This is a genomic window from Gemmatimonadota bacterium (genome assembly GCA_016712265.1).
Lineage (GTDB): Bacteria > Gemmatimonadota > Gemmatimonadetes > Gemmatimonadales > Gemmatimonadaceae > RBC101.
The window spans coordinates 1-18,160 of the sequence record JADJRJ010000005.1 but is presented as its reverse complement, the minus strand read 5'-3'; the positions used below and the strand labels follow the sequence as shown (position 1 = coordinate 18,160).

Genomic DNA, 18,160 nt, shown 5'->3' with positions numbered 1-18,160 from the left:
GCGCTGGGCCCGGCGAGTTCCGCATGGCGTTCATCGCGGCCCGCGGGGATCGCTGGTCGTCCATGATCCAATCGTCGCACGGACCAGCGTCTTCGACACCTCCGGCACGTACCAGCGCGGCTGGACGACCTCCTGCTGCTATTGGTCCGACATTGCGATCGATACCGCGCAACGCATCACCGTGCCGGCGTGGATTCCCGACAGCGTACCAGGCCGGGCGGGATGCCGTTCGTCCGGTACACACGCTGCCGGAACGACCGTGGACACCTTCTGGGTGCTGCGTCCGCCGGAAGAGCGCAGCTGGCTGTTCAGCTCCGGGGGGGCGATGGCAAGCAGCAGGTGCGGATGTCGATGCATTCCATGGTCGCCGGCGGTCGAGCCGCCGGCGCATCCCTTTGGCGGCGTCGTCCGGGCTACACCGGGAGTACCGGTTGGTGTACGCGCCGCACGGGGTCGATTCTGCTCGTGATGACGCGCCCGTGGACGCGGGTCCCCACCACCACCGAGGCGCGGCGGGCAAGCGAGGAATCCATGATCAAGTCGGCGGCCCAGAGCGTCGGGGAGGATGCCGCGCGCGCGGTGGCGAAGCTCGACGACATCCCCTCCACGGAGCCGGCCTTCTCGCGGATCTACACCGACGAAGCAGGGCACCTCTGGGTGCGACAGCTGGGAGCAAACGATTCCACGCGCGCGCGGCTCGACGTCTTCGACCCCACGGGGGCCTGGCTCGGCGCGGTGACGATCCCCCATCACGTCCCCGAATACGGCGGCCTGCTGATCACCAGCGCGGCGGTCTACAGCCAGGTGGGGAAGACGACGATGGCCGCCCGGTGATCGTGCGGCCGGCATCCGCAGGGCCGCGTCGCGCCGGGCGACGGGGCCCGGGCCAGACGTCAGGGGACCACGGCCGTGGGGAGGACGCGGAACGTCAACCGCGACGCCTGCCCGGCCGTGGAATACACCCGCTGCGTGGCTGACCGGAAGTCGCTCGCTTTCGCCTTGTAGATGTCGGTGAACACCTGCGGGTTGCGGTCCACCAGCGGGAACCAGCTCCCCTGGACCTGCACGAGCATCCGATGCCCGCGCCGGAAGGTGTGGAACACATCCGGCATCGTGAAATCGAGCTGGGTCACCTCGCCCGGACGCAGCGGGATGGGCCGGCTGAAGCTCTCCCGGAACTTGGCCCGCATCACGTCGCCACGCACCAACTCCTGGAAGCCGTCGGGGTGTTCGTCGATGAGCTTGACGACCCAATCGCCATCGGTGCCGGTGCTGGAGACGAACAACGTCGGGCGCACCGGGCCGGCGATGGTCACGTCCTCCGAGAGCACGTCGCCCCGGTACGCGACCACATCCGGGCGCGTGGCCCCGAATCGCTGGTCGCGCGCCATGTAGTCGGGGTCCATGTCGATCCCGCCGCTGGCGACGAACGACGCCGGTTTCGCTGGATCGGTTACCCACTGCGTAAAGGTGCTGTCGCCGGTGTTGGTCGGAGCGTCAAACGAGAGGCGCTGTGATCCCCGAGGTACAGGGAACGCTCGCTTCCCTCCTGGGCGGCCACTGGGCGAAGGTACGCCACTGGTTTCGGCCGGTCTCGAAGACCCACGCCCGCGGGTGCGCCCCTGTCCCCCCTTGAGGTGGGCGGCGAAGAACGGCTCAATCATGTCGCGTTGGTAGGTGCGAGGTCGGCCCACCAAACTGCAGCTCTCCGACCGCTGCCCCCGAGTCGCGCGCCCACTGTCCATGGTACCACGGCCCGATCACGATCGCCTGGTCGGTCGACGGACTCTGTCGCACGAGGGTCTCGTAGACCTTGAGCGCGCCGTAGTAGTTGTTGGCGTCATACAGCCCCCCCACCGTGAGCACCGCCGGCGATTCCCCTTGAGGTGCGGCAGGATGCTCCGCTGCTGCCAGAAGGCGTCGTACGTGCCGTGGCGCATCATGTCCGTCCACCCCGGTGAGCGGCGCTTGAAGTGCTTCTTCCCGGCGTTGGCGATGGGACCCAATTCGAGGAAGAACTTCACGCCATCGTCCGTGCCGAAGTCGAACGGCTTGCCACAGGACATCGCGGTTCCCTCGCCGCGCATCCCGCACACCGACATGAAGTTGAAGGTGGAGTTCAGGAAGAACGCCCCATTGTGATGTGTGTCGTCGCCAAGGAACCAGTCGGTCTGCGGTGCCTGAGGGGAGACGGCCTTGAGCGCCGGGTGGGCATCGATCATCCCGGCGGTGGCAAAGAACCCGCCGTAGGGAGATCCCCAGAGGCCCACGCGACCGTTGTTGCCCGGGGCGTTCTTCACGAGCCAGTCGATGGTGTCGTAGGTGTCGCTGCTCTCGTCCACGTCGCGCCGCGACCGCTTGACCGGCCGGTGCGGGGTCATGTGCTCGAAGCGTCCCTCGGAACGGTAGCGGCCGCGCACATCCTGCGTGACGAAGATGTAGCCCAACTCGGGAAAGCGAGGCCCTGGGCCCAGGGTGCGCGGGAAGGCGCCTACGCCGTAGGGCGCCGCGCTGTAGGGCGTCCGGGTCAGGAGGATCGGCAGGCTGCCGGCGGAAGCTTTCGGCGTATAGATCGCCGTGAACAGCTTCACGCCATCGCGCATGGGGATCATCACCTCGCGCTTGGCATAGTTGGTCCGGATGTAACTCGTGTCTGCGGCCGCCGCGCCCCGCCCGCCTTGTGCCCCGGCGGCACCCCCGGCCCACGTACCACACAGCAAGACGGCGAGGGTACGCAGCGTCAGTCGCCGCAGCCGTGTGCCGAGGGCGGTCACCATTGGACTACAACCCTTCCAGCTCCTGCACCGCCGCCGCCAACTCGGCCATCACGGGCGTGGCGAACCCTGCTGCAGATAGTTGGTCAAGCACGCGACGGTACCAGCGCAGCGTGGCCTCGCGTCCCACCGACACCCGCGCCCAAACCGCGTCGGCGTCGACCGTGCGACGCAGGTCCGCCGCGAGCGATGACGCGCTGTGCAACGCATCGGCCGCGCAGACCCAGCGCGCTGCCTCGGGGGCACTCGCCAGGCGGGCGAGCACATCGTCGCGTCGTTCGTCCGGCGACAACTCGACGCCGTCGTCGTCGAGCTTGCGGGCTGCGATAGTCACGAGCAGGTCCAGCACGCCGCTGCCAAACTTCCCCCCGAGCCGCTCCTCCAGCTGCTCGCGCGACAACCCGTTGCGCGAGAAGTCGTCGACGACCTGGTGCAGGATGCCGGCGATCACCGTTGTATCGTCCTGCGCGTACCGCGTCAGGATGATCGCGAGGTTCGCCGGCTGCGTGAAGTACGGGGCGCGCAGTCCCTTGCGCACCTGCTGGTCGTGGTGCTTCGCCGCAAAGGCGAGCGCGTGATGGATCCGATCGGAATAACCTGCCACGACGTTCCGGGGTGAGCGGGGTGCAAAGTTACGTCACCGGCCGGGTATTGGGCAGGCGAGCGGGGACGGCGCCATCCCACAAGACGATTCCCCTGACGCGGGCGCCCACGTCAATCAACTGACCACCGTCCGTGACAACGCCGACAGTCGCGTCACGCCGCGCACGACGCAGAGGACCACGTCATCCCCGCGCGCCAGCTTATCGCCTGCGCGGTCGGGCTAACCACCACGGTGGCGGCGTGCCGGCGCGCGGCCCGCACGATCTCCCCCCCGGTGGCGTGCCCTTCGGCTGGGCCAGGGGGCCGCTCCCGCTGGCCCGCGGGGAGGACATACATCGTGCGACCCCGCCCGACCGTGTAGGGGATCAACGACTCCGTCCAGCGCCGTCGGTTCTCCATGACGGCGACCAATCCGGGGGAGTTGGCGAGCCCGAGCAGATTGCGGACCGGTTCGGCGCGGAAATCGGTGTCGACCAGAAGCGTGGCGCGCGCGTCGACCGCAAAGGCGGCGGCAAGGTTGGCGCCGACCACGCCGGCCACCAGTGGGTCATCTGCCGCGATGGTCACGACCCCTTCGCGGGGCCACTGCGAGGTCAGGTGCCAGGAGAGGATGCGGATCTCGTCCGCCTCGGGGACCAGCCAGGGCGGGGTCGCGCGATCGGCCGCCCGGCGAGCTGGATGCGTGGGCGCCGCCGCCAACCGGGTGCTGGTCAACACGCGGAGTGCAGTCACCCGCTCCGCCTCGGCCGCGTCGGCCACGCGCGGGTCGCGCATCTCGTCCACAAGGGCGACCAGGGTGGAGACAAACAATGCGATGACGGCCGCCGCCGCGATGAGCACCAGGGGATGCGAGGGCCACTGGTCGCTCGCCACGAACTGCCCACCGCTCACCATGGGGACCAGGCGCGGGATCCCGACAAAGGCCGCGGCGAGGACGAGAAAGGTGAGGGTCCAGAGTCCGACAAAGCGCCGCGGCCGCTGCCGCACGTTGGCCGCGCGTGCGCCGAGCCAGGCGGCGCGGGATGGCACGCGCATCCGCCGCGAGACGCTTGGGAGTCGGGAGGAGGTGGACATGGGGCTCGCCATGAAGACTCCCCGGGTCGCGTTCGCGTTGCAATGTCACCGGGAACACAAACGGGGATGCCGTCGTGGCATCCCCGTTTGCTCCTTCAGGACATCAAGACACTCGGTCCCGGGTCGAGCCCGGGACGCAACGTGTTACTTGACGATCAGGTCCATCTTCATGCCCATCGCGAGGTGCGGCGTGCAGATGATGCCGTACGTGCCGGCCGGGATGTTCCCCATGGAGACCGTCCAGGTCTCGTTGGCATTCATCATCATCGGCGACGAGAAGTCAGCCGAGTTCGGCATGTTGGCCTGCAGCTGCCCCTTGACCGCTTCCGGGATGGTGGCGGCGTCGAACGCGACGTTGTGTGGGCCGCCGGAAACCATGACGAAGCTGATGCCGTCGCCCGGGGCGACAGTCAACGTGGCGGGCTCAAAGCGATAGCCCTTGTCGTCGCCAACCATGTTGACGGTGTGGGTCGTGCCGGTGATCGGGGCAGCAGTCGCGGTGCCGGTGGCGGCCGCGGGGGTGACTTCCGGCGCCGGCGCCGGGGTGTCGGCTGGCGGAGTTCACTGCCGCCGCAAGCGGCGAGGAGCGCAGCACCAGCGAAGAGCGCAATTCCGTGGAAACGCATTGTCTGAAGGCCTCCAGAGCCGTACAGAGTCAGGTCGTAGTCCCGCAGGGCCCTGCGGGCATTGTGAATTTATTCACAAGGGTCGACCAAGTGTAGGGGGCGGGGCCCGCCGAGGGGGGGAGTATCGGCGGGATTGGCTGGTGGGGGAGGGGACGGCAGACGGAGCCCTCACTGCGCGGTGACGCTCACGGTGCTGGCGCTCAGGGCGAGGCCGCGGGCGTTCATCGCGCGAATCCGGTAGGTGTACCGGGTGCCGGCGGTTGCCCCTTGGTCGACGAAGGTCCCGGTGTTCTCCAGGACGATGCCGGCGGGGAGGAAAGCGCCGGTTCCGCTCGCACGCTCGACAATGAAGCCCGCCTCCGTGTTGCTCCGGTCGGTCCAGGACAGGACAACCTGACCGGTCGAGACGGTGGCGGTCGGGATTCCGGGATCGGCCGGCGCCTGCGGGAAGCGCCGCCGAGTAGACGTTGGTGGCGCCCGTGCTTGGTGACGCGTTCCCGCCGCCATCGCACCATCATCCCGCTTGCGGGGGTAGAGTTGCGGGAGATCGTGAGGGTGTCGCCCGAGGTGCAGCTCCCGTAGGTCACCTGCTCGACGACGTCTATTTCCGTTGCTGTGACGCGTGTGAGGCGGACAGGACCGCCGCAGGAGAGAGAGGGGTAGGCCGAGCTGCCGACGATCGCCCCGACCGGGCCATCCACGAGGCCGAGGTCGAAGTTGTGTTCCGCTGTGTTGTTGTAGGGGAGGCGCAACCCGCGCCACATGGTGGCGAAGGCGCCGAGCGACGGTCCCGTGGGAGCGGAGGCGCGGGTGAGGGTGCCCGCGATGGCGATGGGAAAGGCGACGGCGGTGCCGCGGAAGTCTAGCTGGCCGTTGGGGGTGATGCGCACCGTGTAGTCGCTATCGAAGCAGTTGCCGAAAGTGATCGTCTCGCGCACGCGGAGCGAGTCCGCGCCCTGGCTCCGCAAGGTCCACGTCCCTCCACAGGTTAACGATGGATATGCAACGGTGGCGACCACGCTCCCGATCGGGCCGCCGGCGTAGGTCAACAGCACGTTCCACGTGATGTTGGGACTGGTTTGTACTCCCGTGCCCGTCCAGGTGCCATGGAAGGTGGTGGTGGGGGCGGCGCCGTTGATCACGACGAGGTTGAAGGTGAAGCTCACCGCCGTCACGCCGCTTCCCGAGGCGCGCACGGTGACCGGATAGGTCCCCGTTGTCATGGCAGACACCACCGTGAGGGTCAGGGTGTGCGTCTCGATGTTGCCACTGGTGATGGGGCCTGGTGACACCGCTGCAGTGATCCCCGCAGGGAGGGGATCGATGGTGACGGCGAGTGGGCCAGTGAAGCTGGTGCGTGTCACGACGGCGGTGGTGGTGCCGCTGGTTCCCTGCGCCACGGAAAGCGGCGAGGCGACAATCGCCAGCGAGGCCGCCGGTTGGACGAGGACCGCCGTGGTCCCGGTCACGCCTCCCGACGTGGCGCGCACCGTCGTGGTCCCGGGTGCGACCGAGGTGACAGTGGCCGCCGTTCCGCTCCCGACCACGGTGGCAATCCCCGGCGTGGGATTCGCGACGATCCCCGCGGTGGTGACGACCTGCGCGCTGAGCGCGCTCGTGGCGCCGGGGCCGGTGAGTACGACGTTCCCCGGGCTTATGGAGACCGAGACAATGGATGGGGGGGGCGGCGGTGGGGTAACGACCGTGCCGCCGCCGGAGCAGGCGAGTACCAGACTGATCACGCTGACACGGGCCCGATGACGAACTTTCATCCGAGTTCCTCCTGAGTTCTTTCGACGTATTGCGTGAACCGCCGGTTGAGGCAGTCAGGGTCATCTGCTATGCCAGCCGTCCCAAGGTCTCGATTCACAACAGTGCAGACGATCACGCGGAGGCCGTTCCCGCTGCGATCGGATGCATCGCTGTCAAAGGGGAAATCGGCGACGAGGTCGGGCGCAGTACCCTGCCAGGGCGACGAGTCGGTTCACTCATGCTGCATCCGATGAGCGTGGCAATGAAGAGGAGGCGGGAGGGGGATCTATCCCTTGAACGACCCCGGGTTCCCGGTTCTTACAGATCGATTCCGAACAGATCGTGACAGCTGCAGCGGGGGATCTCGCAACTACGGTCGATCACCTTCCAACCCCGGCTTCCATGGCCTCCCGTCCTTTCTGCCGCTCGCTTCTCGCAGGCCTTGCCACCTTGCTGGTCATCCTGACCGCCTGTGGGGGGGGGGAGCCGGTGAGCGCTCCTCCCGCACCGACGGTAGCGACGGTCTCGGTAGCGCCGACGAGCTTGAGCCTCCTTGTCGGCGCAACGGGCCAGCTGCAAACGACCGTGACGATGAGCGACGGGAGTACTTCGACCTCAGCTGCTGTGAGCTGGACGAGCAACTCACAGACTGTGGCCACGGTCAGCGGAGGTGGCCTTTCGGCCACGGTCACTGCAGTCTCGCCAGGGACGGCGACGATCACTGCGGCATCCGGGAGCGCCTCGGCAAGCGCAACCGTCACCGTGACTGCCCCCGCGTCAATTGCCTTGGCAGCATCGGCCGCTGCGGTCCCTCAGGGAGGAACTGGTTCAAGTACCATCACCGTCACTCGGACGAACTTCTCCGGTGCCCTGACGCTGAGCCTGGATGCTCCACCCGCTGGCATCACGGGTACTTTCGCGCCACTGCAGGGTGCGACGACAGGTCAACAGACATCGCTCTTGACGCTGACCGTGGTGGCGAGCGTTGCCCCCGGAACCTATCCGCTCATCGTTCGTGCGACGGGAGCTGGTATTCCGCCAGTGACCACGGCTCTCTCAGTCACTGTCTCCGCTGCTTCGTTTGCGATTTCACTTGGATCGCGGACCCTCACTGTTGCTCAAGGTGGCCCAAGCGGGAACACGATCCTCCGGGTAGCGAGAAGTGGCCTCAACCAACCCATCCAGCTTGGTGCGAGTGGGGCGCCCGCAGGCCTGACGGTTGCATTCAACCCGGCGTCTGTGGTGGCAGACAGCGCGATCCTGAGCGTGGTCGCGGTGGCGGCAGTTCCCGGCACTTACGACATCACCGTTCGAGCCTCGGCGCCGCCCTTTCCCGATCAGACGACAACGCTCAGCGTGACAGTTCAGGCGCCCGCGTTCAACACCACGGTGGACCTGCGCGCGTGCCAGTACCAAGGCGGGTGGTTTGCTGTGCAAGACGGTCCCACGTCGCCTTGGATAGTGGTACAGGGACAGGCGGGAGTCTACCGCTTCAATGCAACCGCCGCGACGGTCGGCATTGCGTACTCCAGCACCCTCGATCTGAGGTATCGGTGGACGAGTGTGGTCTATGAGACCCGCGCCCGGTTGTCGTCTCTCGATCCGTACCTGCTCTGTGAGTTGCCGGAGCGTGCGAATCCTGAGCCGACCTTCAAGACGCTTGCTGTGCAGGCGCCGAGCCTGCTAGGCGGGGCCGTTACCACGAGCATTGGCGGTGTATTCTCGGGACCCTTTGGAGGGACAGCAGCTGTCTCAGGGCCACCGACCGGTGTTCACGACCTCGTCGCTGTCAGCGTGGCTCCCGCCGTGGACACGATGAGGGTCCTGATTCGTCGTGGGATTGACACCGGCCTACTACCGGAGGGCGCCCTCGTGGGGCCACCGCTCTCTTTCACCGGTAGTGGTACGTCGCCGCTGGAAAGCGCGGTGTTCTCCCTTGTCGGGTCACCAGGCGGACGAATCGGTGTGGAGCCCTACATGCTCATGGGGGCCCAGTGTTCGTTGGTCCCGATGCCCAGAGACAACGGCGTCACGCCTTTCCTGCGTGTTCTGGCAGCTCAGCTTGCATCTCCGGCATACGGTTCAGTATTCGCCGCACCCCACCGACTCAGTCCGCCAAGTCGACCTTATACTGGTAGCTACCACCAGGCGCAGGGTTCGAATCTCGTTAGCACAACCGCGGTCACTGGAATACCGACAACACTGTTGCGCGGTGGGGAGCTCCGGGCAACCCACATCGTCCGTCAAGATCGGTTCACCGCCTTTGATCTCACCGGCGAAGAGCAGAGCCTCTGGGAGGTGTACGCGGGTGCTACCCGCGGCTCGTACGTCCTGCCGAGCGCCATGCCCGCGATCACGCCAGGCATTCTGCCGGGAAACGGCTATCGACGACTGAGGTTCAGCTACTCGCTCCCATCAGATCTCGCTGATGCAGCGTTCGTCCGCTACGCCGGTAGCTCAGATCTGAACATCCTTTCGATGCGGGTCTCGCGGGGCGTGCTCGGAAGTGCCGCGGTCGATCTGACCACCCCGGACTTTGCCGGGCTCCCCGGCTGGCTTGATAGCTGGGGTCCGCACGGGACTGCGAACTACGAGATTCGCGGTGAATCGGACACGCGGCCGACCTATTGCGCACCAGGGAGGATGGCCATCTCCTCACGCTATGGCATCAGCTGACCGACTCGCACTGGAAAGGGTCGGGCAACGTTGCTCCGTGACAGAGGCCGACCGCTCCGCGCAAATCCCGAGCACCCGCCATCCGCTTCCCAGACCATGTCACGACATCGGCCCGCCCGTGCCTCACGCCTGAGCCTCGCCCTGGTCACTGGACTGGCGTGCGCTGGAGAGACATCCCCAACTCCCCCTGATCCCATCTTGTCGGTGTCCGTGGCACCGTCGACGCTGTCGCTGGTGGGGCCGGGGCAAACCGCGACTGTAACCGCTGCGGTCAGCAAGGCGAGTGGGCTGATGGCATCGCCTGCAGTGAGCTGGAGCTCGTCCAACGTTGCGGTGGCGACAGTGAATGGGAGCGGCGGCAGTGCGACGATCGCATCGGTCGCTCCTGGGACCTCGACCATTACCGCGACGTCGGCCGGTGTGTCGGGCGCGATGACGGTGACGGTGCAGCCGCCGCCCTCGGTGTCATTGAGCGTACCCGCCGTGTCTGTGTCGCAGGGGTCGACGAGCAGCACGGATGTAACGATCGCACGGATCAACTATTCGGGCCCGGTCACGGTCATCCTCCAGAACCTGCCCCCTGGCATCACCGGATCGCTGGGAGCGGCGCGACCGGGGCCAAACGGTGCGGAGCTGCGGACGCTTACCCTGAGTGTCGTGGCCACCGTGCCACCGGGTGCGTACTCGGTCACGCTAGTCGCGACGGGGCAGGGAGTATCGTCCGCCACCTTAACTGCGGCCGTAACCGTAATACAAGCAACCACGGCGCTTGTGACATTCACATTTTGCGCCGGTGGAGATCCGGTTTGGTTTGCTGCGCGGGATGATCGCGGCGTCTGGTCGCGAGTGACTGGAACGAACGGCAACTATGTGTTTCCGGTGGGATTGGTGGGTGGCGTTGCCTGGGTCAATACCAGCACCAACGTTCGCCAGGACGCTCTCGCGATCGAGCACGGGCCCCCGGCAGGTCAGGGCCAGCCTTCGCGCCGGCCGGAGTCAGACCCACGCGCACGAACGCACCCTGTTGTCCAACGGGGCCAGTGACCTCAGCGTCATTTACGGTACCCGTGAAGAGCTACAGGCGGCGGGCGCGGCCTCATGTGGGTTACCGGGCGCGCGCTCGGCGACCGGACGGGTCGTTCCGGAGGCATCATCTGACCGCATGTATGTCACGCTCTCGGGGTGGTCACCACTTGTAGAGCCGACGCCGGCATCTCCGGCGTTCACTTTCAACGACCTGCCGCAAGGGACGGGTGATCTCTGGGCGGCCCGATGGGTCCCCATTGCCCAAGCCCCGGGCCAGTTCAACTTGGAGCGCGTGTTCCATCGACGAGGAGTGAATCCGCCGAACGGAGGCTCCGTGGGTACCATTGACTTTCGAAGTACGACCGAGGCGTTCACACCTGCCCGGCTTCCGGTCACGGTAAGTGGGGCGAGCGCGGGCGACAGCGTGTCGATTTTCGGCACCATTCACTCGACAAACGGGTTCCTGCAGCTAACACAAGTTGCGGCAACGTCCTTTCCCATGTTCGTGGTGCCCCAAGGACAGCTGGCCACGTCGGACCTGCATGAGTTCCACGCGATCGCGTCATCGACCACCGGCACTGTGCGGAACGAGCGCCTGGTTGGCGCATCCCGCCGAGACTTCGGCGCGGGCCTGCAGCTGACCCTTTCGAGCCTGCTCGCATCAGCGGCGTTGGCGACGGTCTCTACCAGCCCCTTCACCCGGGTTCGAGTACAGGCGGCGCGCCAAGCAGAGTACTCACAGCTCTGGATGACCTTGCTCACGCAACCCAGTGCGTCGGTCGCCTTGTTGATCGGTGGTGGCTACCTGGGATCGGCGACGACGGTCGACTTTACCCTTCCGGACTTCAGCACCGTCGTTGGCTGGCAAAACGTGTGGACGTTGCAGCCTGGCCTCGAAACCGAGTGGCACCACATCGCGTGTGGGTGGGCGATTGGGGATGGAGGGCGCGTTGAGGGACAGGTTGAACGGTGGGCCGCTCGCTCAGGCAAGTTCGTCCCGTGAAGAGCTGCCGACACCGGAAGTTCGGTGTCATCGGGACGGCAACACCCGTGGTCCCGATCGGAACAGCGCACGGACCGTGCGCGCTTCTTCCAGCCGCACCACGCAGCGTTGCAGGCCCGCGCACACGCCGGTCCACCCGACGAAGTGGCTGCCCGCGGCTGGCGTCGCGCTCAGGGTGAGTGTGGTGGCAGCCGGAAAGGCTCCCTCGCATCGCGCCGCTCGGCACGCGAGTCCGGATGGCCACGAAGCAACGACGCCGGCACCGTCACCTTCCAACTGAATCGCGACCGAGTCCTGGGTGGCGAGCGGCGATCGGCCGAAAGAGTCCATGTCGCCAAGGTCCTGCGCCGCGAGGGGATGGACGAGGACCGAAAGGGTGGCGAGGGCGAGGATCGCTGAGAGGCGCATGCTCTGGGTTGTGGTGACATCCAGAGAACGCCGCGAGCGGGTGCCTTCTTACGGAGGTGTCGCCCCAGCGGGCCGACCTCGGCGGCGAGCAATCGCCGAACAGTTTCGGCCCGAGCGAAGGAGAGCCGGCCGTTGGCCTGCTCCGATCCGGTGGGGGTCAACAAACTTCGTCGAGACCGAGTTCAGCGACTACCGACTCGTGGGACGTGTACCCAGGGCCGGTCGGGTGCACTACCCGGTTCCTAGCGGAGCCCTGTGGACCTCGAGCGCGTCGACCCAGACAGCGTGACCGACGAGGACGTGCTCCCTCCGCTCGAGATTCGGCGCCTCATGGGCATGCCGTGAGCTGTGACAGCCAGCGACCAGGTGCCACGCAAGTACTTCATACTCCCGACTGCCGCGACCATGACTCACCGCAATCTCCTCGGTATCGCATTCGTGTCTGCTGTTCTTGCGTGTGGGGGCGGAGATGGCAGCACGACTCCCCGCCGCCACCGGTCACGATTCAGTCGGTGGTGGTCGCTCCGGCGACCGTGGCGCTGGTGGGTTCTGGTCAGACGGCGACGGTGACCGCTGCGGTGACCGCGTCGAACGGTCCGGTGGCGTCGCCGACGGTGAGTTGGAGCTCGTCGAACGTCGCCGTGGCGACGGTGACTGGGAGCGGCGGGAGTGCGACGATCACGTCGGTCGCACCGGGGACCACGACTGTGACGGCGACGTCGGGGGGTGTGTCGGGGTCGACGACGGTGACGGTGCAGTCGCCTGGTTCCGTAACGCTCAGCGTGGCGCCGCTCACCGTGGCACAAGGAGCGAGCGACAGCACGGATGTCACCATCACGCGGACCAACTACTCTGGTGCAGTCACGCTTGCGCTCCAGAATCCGCCCACTGGCATCAGCGGTACGTTCGGTGCGGCCCGGCCCGGGCCAAACGGTACCGAGGTGCGAACCCTGACACTAACGGTCGTTGCGGCGATCGCCCCTGGCACGTACTCCCTGGTCGTCGCGGCATCGGGGCCTGGTCTGACTCCGGGCACCGGGACCGTGGTGCTTAGCGTGATCACTCCCGTCGTCGGGTCGTTCATTGCAACCCTGAGTGCCAGTTCGGGGACGGTGTTCCGCAGCGGCACGCGCGGCGCTGCGATTTCCGTCGCACGGGCCGGTGGGTTCACGGGAAACGTGAGCATCTCGCTGGCGACCCCCTTACCGACGGGCGTTACGGTCGATGTCGGCTCGCCGTCACTTAGCGAATCCCGGAACCAGCAGCACGATGAGGTTTCGGGCGTCGGCGTCGGCGGCATTGGGGACTCATGCGATTACCATCCTCACGGTCACACCCGGGCTGGCCGCGCAGCTGTTGATGTATCAGCTCACCGTGGTGCCAGATCCGCCGTTGCGGGCCGAGACCATCAGTGCGGGCGAAGACTACGCATGCGCGGTGCAGCCTACGGCGGAGACCGCGTGCTGGGGTCAGGATAACGCGTGGCGCCTCGGAACCAACCGGAGTTGGCCGTCGCAGTTCAGCCGTCAACTCACGCCGGTCATGGTTTCGACGTCTGAGTTGCTGCGGCGAGTGTCGGTTGGCGGGGCCCATGCGTGCGGACTGACAGCACAAGGTTCCGCCCTTTGTTGGGGGTGGAACGCCTACGGCCAAGCCGGGACAGGCGTGAGCGGCAACGAAGAGACGATCCCCAAGGCGGTCAGTGGCGCAAGGCAGTATCGCCGACTGGCGCATGGTCGATACCACGCCTGCGGGCTTGCGGTGAGCGGTGAGGTGTATTGCTGGGGTGAGAACAGTCGCGGTCAACTCGGTACGGGGGTGCCAGGAAACACGAACGTACCAACACTGATTGCGGGCGGTCGCCGATATCGAGACATCGCCGCGACGGACGAAGCGTCCTGCGCGGTCGAAGACACGGGTGACGTCTACTGCTGGGGCACCTGGACTCGATCAGGCACTCCTCAGCTGGCGTTCGAGGGGAGTGGCCTCGCGAGCCTTTCGATGTCGTCCACTCACGCATGTGGCGTCGACGGAGCCGGCGTGGCGTACTGCTGGGGCGACAACAGGTTCGGCCAACTTGGGTCGGGTAACGCAACGTCCACATCGGAACTTGTTGCGGTATCGGGCGGTCACACGTTCGCCGAGATCGATGCCGGCTACTTCTTTACGTGCGGCTTGACCGATAGTGGAAGGGCCTTCTGCTGGGGAACAAATCAATCGCTGCAGCTCGGTACTGGTTCGACTTCACCCGCAGCGGTTCCAACGCCAACTGCCGTTGCTGGTGGCGCAGACTTTACGGAGCTCTCAGCCGGGGGGCATTTCGTGTGCGGTCGCCTCACGAGCGGCTACTTCCGCTGCTGGGGGGCCAACAACGCCGGCCAGCTTGGAAACGGCAGCTACACGTATTCCGCGCAGCCGGTGGCCGTGGCGGGCGAGCGCAAGTTCCTGAAGATCTTCGGCGGCATGTCATCGACGTGCGGAATGGCCGCCGACAGCACGCTGTTTTGCTGGGGCGACAATCGCAACGGCGCGGCGGGCGCAGGCACAACCGTAGGTGAATACACGACCCCTGTCCCCGTCGTCGGCGGCCGTCGCTACCGCACTGTCAGCGTCGGCAGCAGCTACGCCTGCGCCGTCGACTTTGCGGACGACGCGTGGTGTTGGGGCGACAACGCCAGTGGTGCGTTGGGTCGAGGCTCCAATGCGGCCGCAAACGCTCCGGTGGCCGTCAGTGGTGGTATCAAGTTCCGACAGATCGCCACGTCTCAAAGCGGCGGCTTCAACCACACCTGTGCTCTCACGGCCGCCGGCGTCGCGTATTGCTGGGGCGAGAACAGTCAGGGGCAGCTCGGCGACAACACGCAGGTGAACCGCAACACGCCCCTCGCTGTGACCACCACCTTGCGGTTCACGCAGATCGCCGCCGCGGTGGGTTTCACCTGCGCGCTCTCTGCCGCGGGCGACGCATACTGCTGGGGGCGAGGGCAGCTGGGCTCACTCGGCACGGGTGACGGGACCCGACGTCTGGTTCCGTGGCCGGTGGTCGGCGGCCGAAAGTTCGTCGCCATCACGGCGGCCGACGAGCATGCCTGCGCGCTTGAGGCGGACGGAACCGCCTGGTGCTGGGGGCAGAACGGCAACGGGGAGCTTGGCGACGGAACCGCTGTCAGTACGGCAACCCCCGTGCGGGTGGCGGGAGGCGTGAAGTTCTCCGCCATCTTCGCTGGCGGCGGATTCGTCTCGGCCAACGCGACCGGATTCACCTGTGGACTCACAAGCGGCGGGATGCTGTTGTGCTGGGGGCTTAACGGTGCCGGACAACTCATGACAGGTACCACCACGGGCCACTTGACGCCGGTTCAAGTGCGGGGACCGACCCGCTATAGCACGCTTTCGACGTTCACGGCGGGCGTGTGTGCGATGGGGCTGGACGGCGAGGCGTATTGCTGGGGTGGAGGCTCGTTCGGTGATGGCACCAACAATTTCGGACCATTCCTCCTGCCGAAGCGCATGTACTACTGAGGGCAGCACCCACGCCTCGGTGGTCGCTCTCCGTCTCCCACGGAGGTTGAGATTCCTGTAGAAGAGGGGACTCGCACCGCGCAGTGCGTCGCAGGGCGAACCGCCGTATCGGCTCGCCTACCTCGCAATAGTGAGCGTCTGGGAGATGGATCAGCGCGCACGCCCTCTGACTGATGGGCGGCGTTGGCTCAAGGCAGGGGACTCCTACTCGAGAGCGGTGACAGGTGGGAGGTGGTTCGTCCGCAATTCCTCGGAGAACCTCTACGAAGGCCGCGTTCGCGCACGGTTTTCGATAAGGGGTACGCGAGGTCCCGGTGGACCACTCACGACAAGGGAAGGGACCCGGAAGGTCGTCCGAAACGAGCATCCTCGTCCGACTGCGGATCGCTGCCGCCGGTCGATCTGGCCTGCTGTCACGTCTCGTAACGGTTCGGGCTGGGTCGTCGCTCCCACAACGCCATGACCGGGACGCGCCCCACTGCGCAATTATCGGTATGGCGTTCCCCGACGCCCTCCAAACCCCATCCCAGGAGATCTTCGATGTCCAACCTCCCCTCGTCCGTCCTGGGCGCGAGCGCCCTGCTCGCCCTGACGGCCCTCCCTGCCCTCGCACAAGACAAGGACCAGCTCGAAAAGTGCGAGCGCCCCATCGGCACGATGGCCCTCGCCGAACCGCGACAGGAGTACATGCAGTACTTCGCGCGCTACTCCCTGGGCTCTCCCACCGCGCTGCTGCGCATGATGGTGCAGCAATCCAAGTGCTTCGTTGTGCTCGAACGCGGAGCCGGCATGGAAGTCATGAAAGGTGAGCGCGAACTCGCGGGGGATGGCGAGGGTCAGGCCGGTTCCAACATGGGCAAGGGGCAGATGGTGCTCGCAGACTTCGTCATGAACCCTGCCATTCAGGTGGTCGATAACAACGCGGGTGGCGCGGGTGGGGCCATCGGGGGGATCGGGCGCCGGTTGGGCGTCGGCGCGATCGCGGGTGGTGTGAAGTTCAAGGAAGCCACGACCACGATTCTCATCGCCGATGCTCGCACGACAGTGCAGGTCGCGGCCGCCGAAGGCAAGGCGAAGAAAACCGACTTCTCCCTCGGCATGTTCGGGTGGGCCGGTGGCATGGTTGGCGGTGGTGGTGCGTATACGAGCACTGCGGAAGGCAAGATGATTGCCGCCTCCTACATGGACAACTTCAACAACATCGTAAAGCAGCTGAAGGACGATCCCGTCATGACGGCGCGCGCGGCCAAGTTCGACCCGTCCAAACTGGCCAGCGGCGACGTCCCGAAGGCGGGAACCGTGTTCAATGAAGGCGATGTCCTCGCCCCAAAGATCGACAACGTCAAGATCCACGCGAGTCCGTCGGACGCGGCGCGCGTGGCGGGCACGGTGAAGAAGAGCGACGACCTTATCTTCGCGGGAGAAGAGAAGGACGGATTCCTTAAGGTGATGGGCTCCAATGTCGAGGGCTGGGTGAAGAAAGACCTTCGTCGCGAAGAAGTAGCCCGCGCCATTGCCAACACGCCCGCCGGGGCCGACAGAGTCAGCCCCGGCGGGCGTGTGTCGTGAGGCGCCCTCCGCTCACCGCGCTCAGGGGGAACACGCGTGGCGTGGGACGGATCCTGAGCGCCTTGCCCGTCGAGTCGTGCCTGTCACACGTCGAGACTCAGAGACGGCGCACCACGTGCCGGGCGACTACTTGGGAGCAGCGGGGGCTGAAGGACCGAGTTCTGCGCGAACCCGCCTGGCTTGGGCCGTGTCGCCGAGCGCCACATAGGCCTCCAGCTGCACCTCGCGCGCTCCGTCTACCCATGCCTTCGCCGGCGTGGATTGCTTCAGGAGGATTGCGAGCCCTTCGTTGGCCTCCACGACCGCCTCGAGGAACCGCTTCTGCGCTACGAGCGCCCGCGCGAGCCTTGTGTGGTGTATCCCAATGTTCTGGTGGTCCGGTGGCAGCGTGATCGCGTACATGGCCAAGCCAGCGCGGAGTTCTTGCTCGGCCTCCGCGGGTCGGTTGAGTCGGAGGAGCGTGCCGGCAAGGTTGCCACGAAAGAGACCGATGAGGTAATGCCGATCGTTGTGCCGGCGACGATAGATCTCGACGATGCGCCGGAAAATGGGCTCGGCCTCCGCCGGACGCTGACGGCCAATGGCGACATTCGCCAGGTCACTCCAGAGATTGGCCACCAGGGGATGATCGGTACCGTAGACCCGGTTCCTGACGGTAGGCCAGCGCGCGACGAAGTCTGCCCGCATCATCCCACGCACGCGCCGCGACAAATGCGCGTCCGAATTCCGCGATGCCACCGGCGGTGCGATGATGCTCGGGACCGTACCACTGCTCCAGGAGGCGCGCCCCCGTGCGAGCGAGCGTCACGGCTCGTGCGGTGTCGCCGCGGTCCTTCGCGACGGACGCAAGATTGATGGTGGTATCGCCTCGCGCCGGGTGACTGCTGGCAGGTCGTCCGCAGGAAGGCCAAGCACTTGCTCCGTCACTGTCACGACCGAGTCGAAGCGGCCCTGGTAAAACAGGTTGTTCGCCAGGTGGTTGAGCTGGTACGCGAACTCGATGGAGCTCGTGTCCTCCTGCAGGCGCAGGGCTTCGCTGAGCGACACTACCGCGCTGTCGTACGTCCCGAGCAGTTCATGGGTCTTCGCATTGGCCTCGAGCGCTGTCCGCAACGCAAGCGGAGTCC

Annotated in this window: 16 protein-coding genes; 7 read left to right on the top strand and 9 right to left on the bottom strand. The window is 66.3% G+C overall.

The features are described 5' to 3' along the window. Positions 1-468 precede the first annotated feature (468 nt). Positions 469-834: a hypothetical protein gene (locus IPK85_00610; protein MBK8245905.1), complete on the top strand. Its 366-nt coding sequence runs from the start codon at positions 469-471 to the stop codon at positions 832-834. Positions 835-893: 59 nt separating this feature from the next. Here IPK85_00610 and IPK85_00605 read toward each other — a convergent pair whose 3' ends face one another. From IPK85_00605 to IPK85_00580, 6 genes are all read right to left on the bottom strand, one after another. Further along, on the bottom strand, positions 894-1,664 hold the full coding sequence (locus tag IPK85_00605; GenBank protein ID MBK8245904.1) for a CocE/NonD family hydrolase: 771 nt from the start codon (positions 1,662-1,664) through the stop codon (positions 894-896). A gap of 96 nt (positions 1,665-1,760) precedes the next feature. Beyond that, on the bottom strand, positions 1,761-2,777 hold the full coding sequence (locus IPK85_00600; GenBank protein ID MBK8245903.1) for a CocE/NonD family hydrolase: 1,017 nt from the start codon (positions 2,775-2,777) through the stop codon (positions 1,761-1,763). A 4-nt stretch (positions 2,778-2,781) separates the two neighbouring features. Further along, positions 2,782-3,378, bottom strand: coding sequence for an HD domain-containing protein (locus IPK85_00595; protein MBK8245902.1), 597 nt, complete (start codon positions 3,376-3,378; stop codon positions 2,782-2,784). Between the two features lie 152 nt (positions 3,379-3,530). Further along, positions 3,531-4,451 carry a hypothetical protein gene (locus IPK85_00590; GenBank protein ID MBK8245901.1) on the bottom strand — a complete coding sequence of 307 codons (921 nt, stop codon included), beginning with the start codon at positions 4,449-4,451 and terminating at the stop codon, positions 3,531-3,533. Between the two features lie 144 nt (positions 4,452-4,595). Then, a complete protein-coding gene (locus IPK85_00585) occupies positions 4,596-4,907 on the bottom strand; it encodes a hypothetical protein (protein ID MBK8245900.1) in 312 nt (103 codons plus the stop codon). 391 nt (positions 4,908-5,298) lie between these two features. Continuing rightward, a complete protein-coding gene (locus tag IPK85_00580; GenBank protein MBK8245899.1) occupies positions 5,299-6,849 on the bottom strand; it encodes a hypothetical protein in 1,551 nt (516 codons plus the stop codon). Between the two features lie 382 nt (positions 6,850-7,231). On the opposite strand from IPK85_00580, the gene IPK85_00575 reads away from it, so the two are divergent. From IPK85_00575 to IPK85_00565, 3 genes are all read left to right on the top strand, one after another. Next, the gene (locus tag IPK85_00575; GenBank protein ID MBK8245898.1) at positions 7,232-9,505 is read left to right on the top strand and encodes an Ig-like domain-containing protein; all 2,274 of its coding nucleotides are present in this window, start codon (positions 7,232-7,234) and stop codon (positions 9,503-9,505) included. 291 nt (positions 9,506-9,796) lie between these two features. Further along, positions 9,797-10,549, top strand: a complete 753-nt coding sequence (locus IPK85_00570; protein ID MBK8245897.1) for a hypothetical protein — start codon at positions 9,797-9,799, stop codon at positions 10,547-10,549. 316 nt (positions 10,550-10,865) lie between these two features. After that, positions 10,866-11,534, top strand: a complete 669-nt coding sequence (locus IPK85_00565) for a hypothetical protein (GenBank protein ID MBK8245896.1) — start codon at positions 10,866-10,868, stop codon at positions 11,532-11,534. Positions 11,535-11,561: 27 nt separating this feature from the next. Here the strand turns inward: IPK85_00565 and IPK85_00560 are convergent, their stop codons facing one another. Continuing rightward, a complete protein-coding gene (locus IPK85_00560) occupies positions 11,562-11,942 on the bottom strand; it encodes a hypothetical protein (protein ID MBK8245895.1) in 381 nt (126 codons plus the stop codon). 512 nt (positions 11,943-12,454) lie between these two features. On the opposite strand from IPK85_00560, the gene IPK85_00555 reads away from it, so the two are divergent. From IPK85_00555 to IPK85_00545, 3 genes are all read left to right on the top strand, one after another. Then, a complete protein-coding gene (locus IPK85_00555) occupies positions 12,455-13,420 on the top strand; it encodes an Ig-like domain-containing protein (GenBank protein MBK8245894.1) in 966 nt (321 codons plus the stop codon). Positions 13,421-13,484: 64 nt separating this feature from the next. Further along, positions 13,485-15,464 (top strand): RCC1 repeat-containing protein, encoded by a 1,980-nt coding sequence (locus IPK85_00550; protein MBK8245893.1) that lies wholly within the window; start codon positions 13,485-13,487, stop codon positions 15,462-15,464. A gap of 540 nt (positions 15,465-16,004) precedes the next feature. Then, complete coding sequence (locus IPK85_00545; protein MBK8245892.1) at positions 16,005-17,033, top strand: peptidoglycan-binding protein; 1,029 nt, start codon at positions 16,005-16,007, stop codon at positions 17,031-17,033. A gap of 126 nt (positions 17,034-17,159) precedes the next feature. Here the strand turns inward: IPK85_00545 and IPK85_00540 are convergent, their stop codons facing one another. Together IPK85_00540 and IPK85_00535 are read right to left on the bottom strand one after the other, a co-directional pair. Continuing rightward, the gene (locus tag IPK85_00540) at positions 17,160-17,771 is read right to left on the bottom strand and encodes a tetratricopeptide repeat protein (protein MBK8245891.1); all 612 of its coding nucleotides are present in this window, start codon (positions 17,769-17,771) and stop codon (positions 17,160-17,162) included. A gap of 66 nt (positions 17,772-17,837) precedes the next feature. Next, positions 17,838-18,160, bottom strand: a 323-nt coding sequence (locus IPK85_00535) for a hypothetical protein (GenBank protein ID MBK8245890.1), incomplete at its 5' end; no start/stop codon positions are given.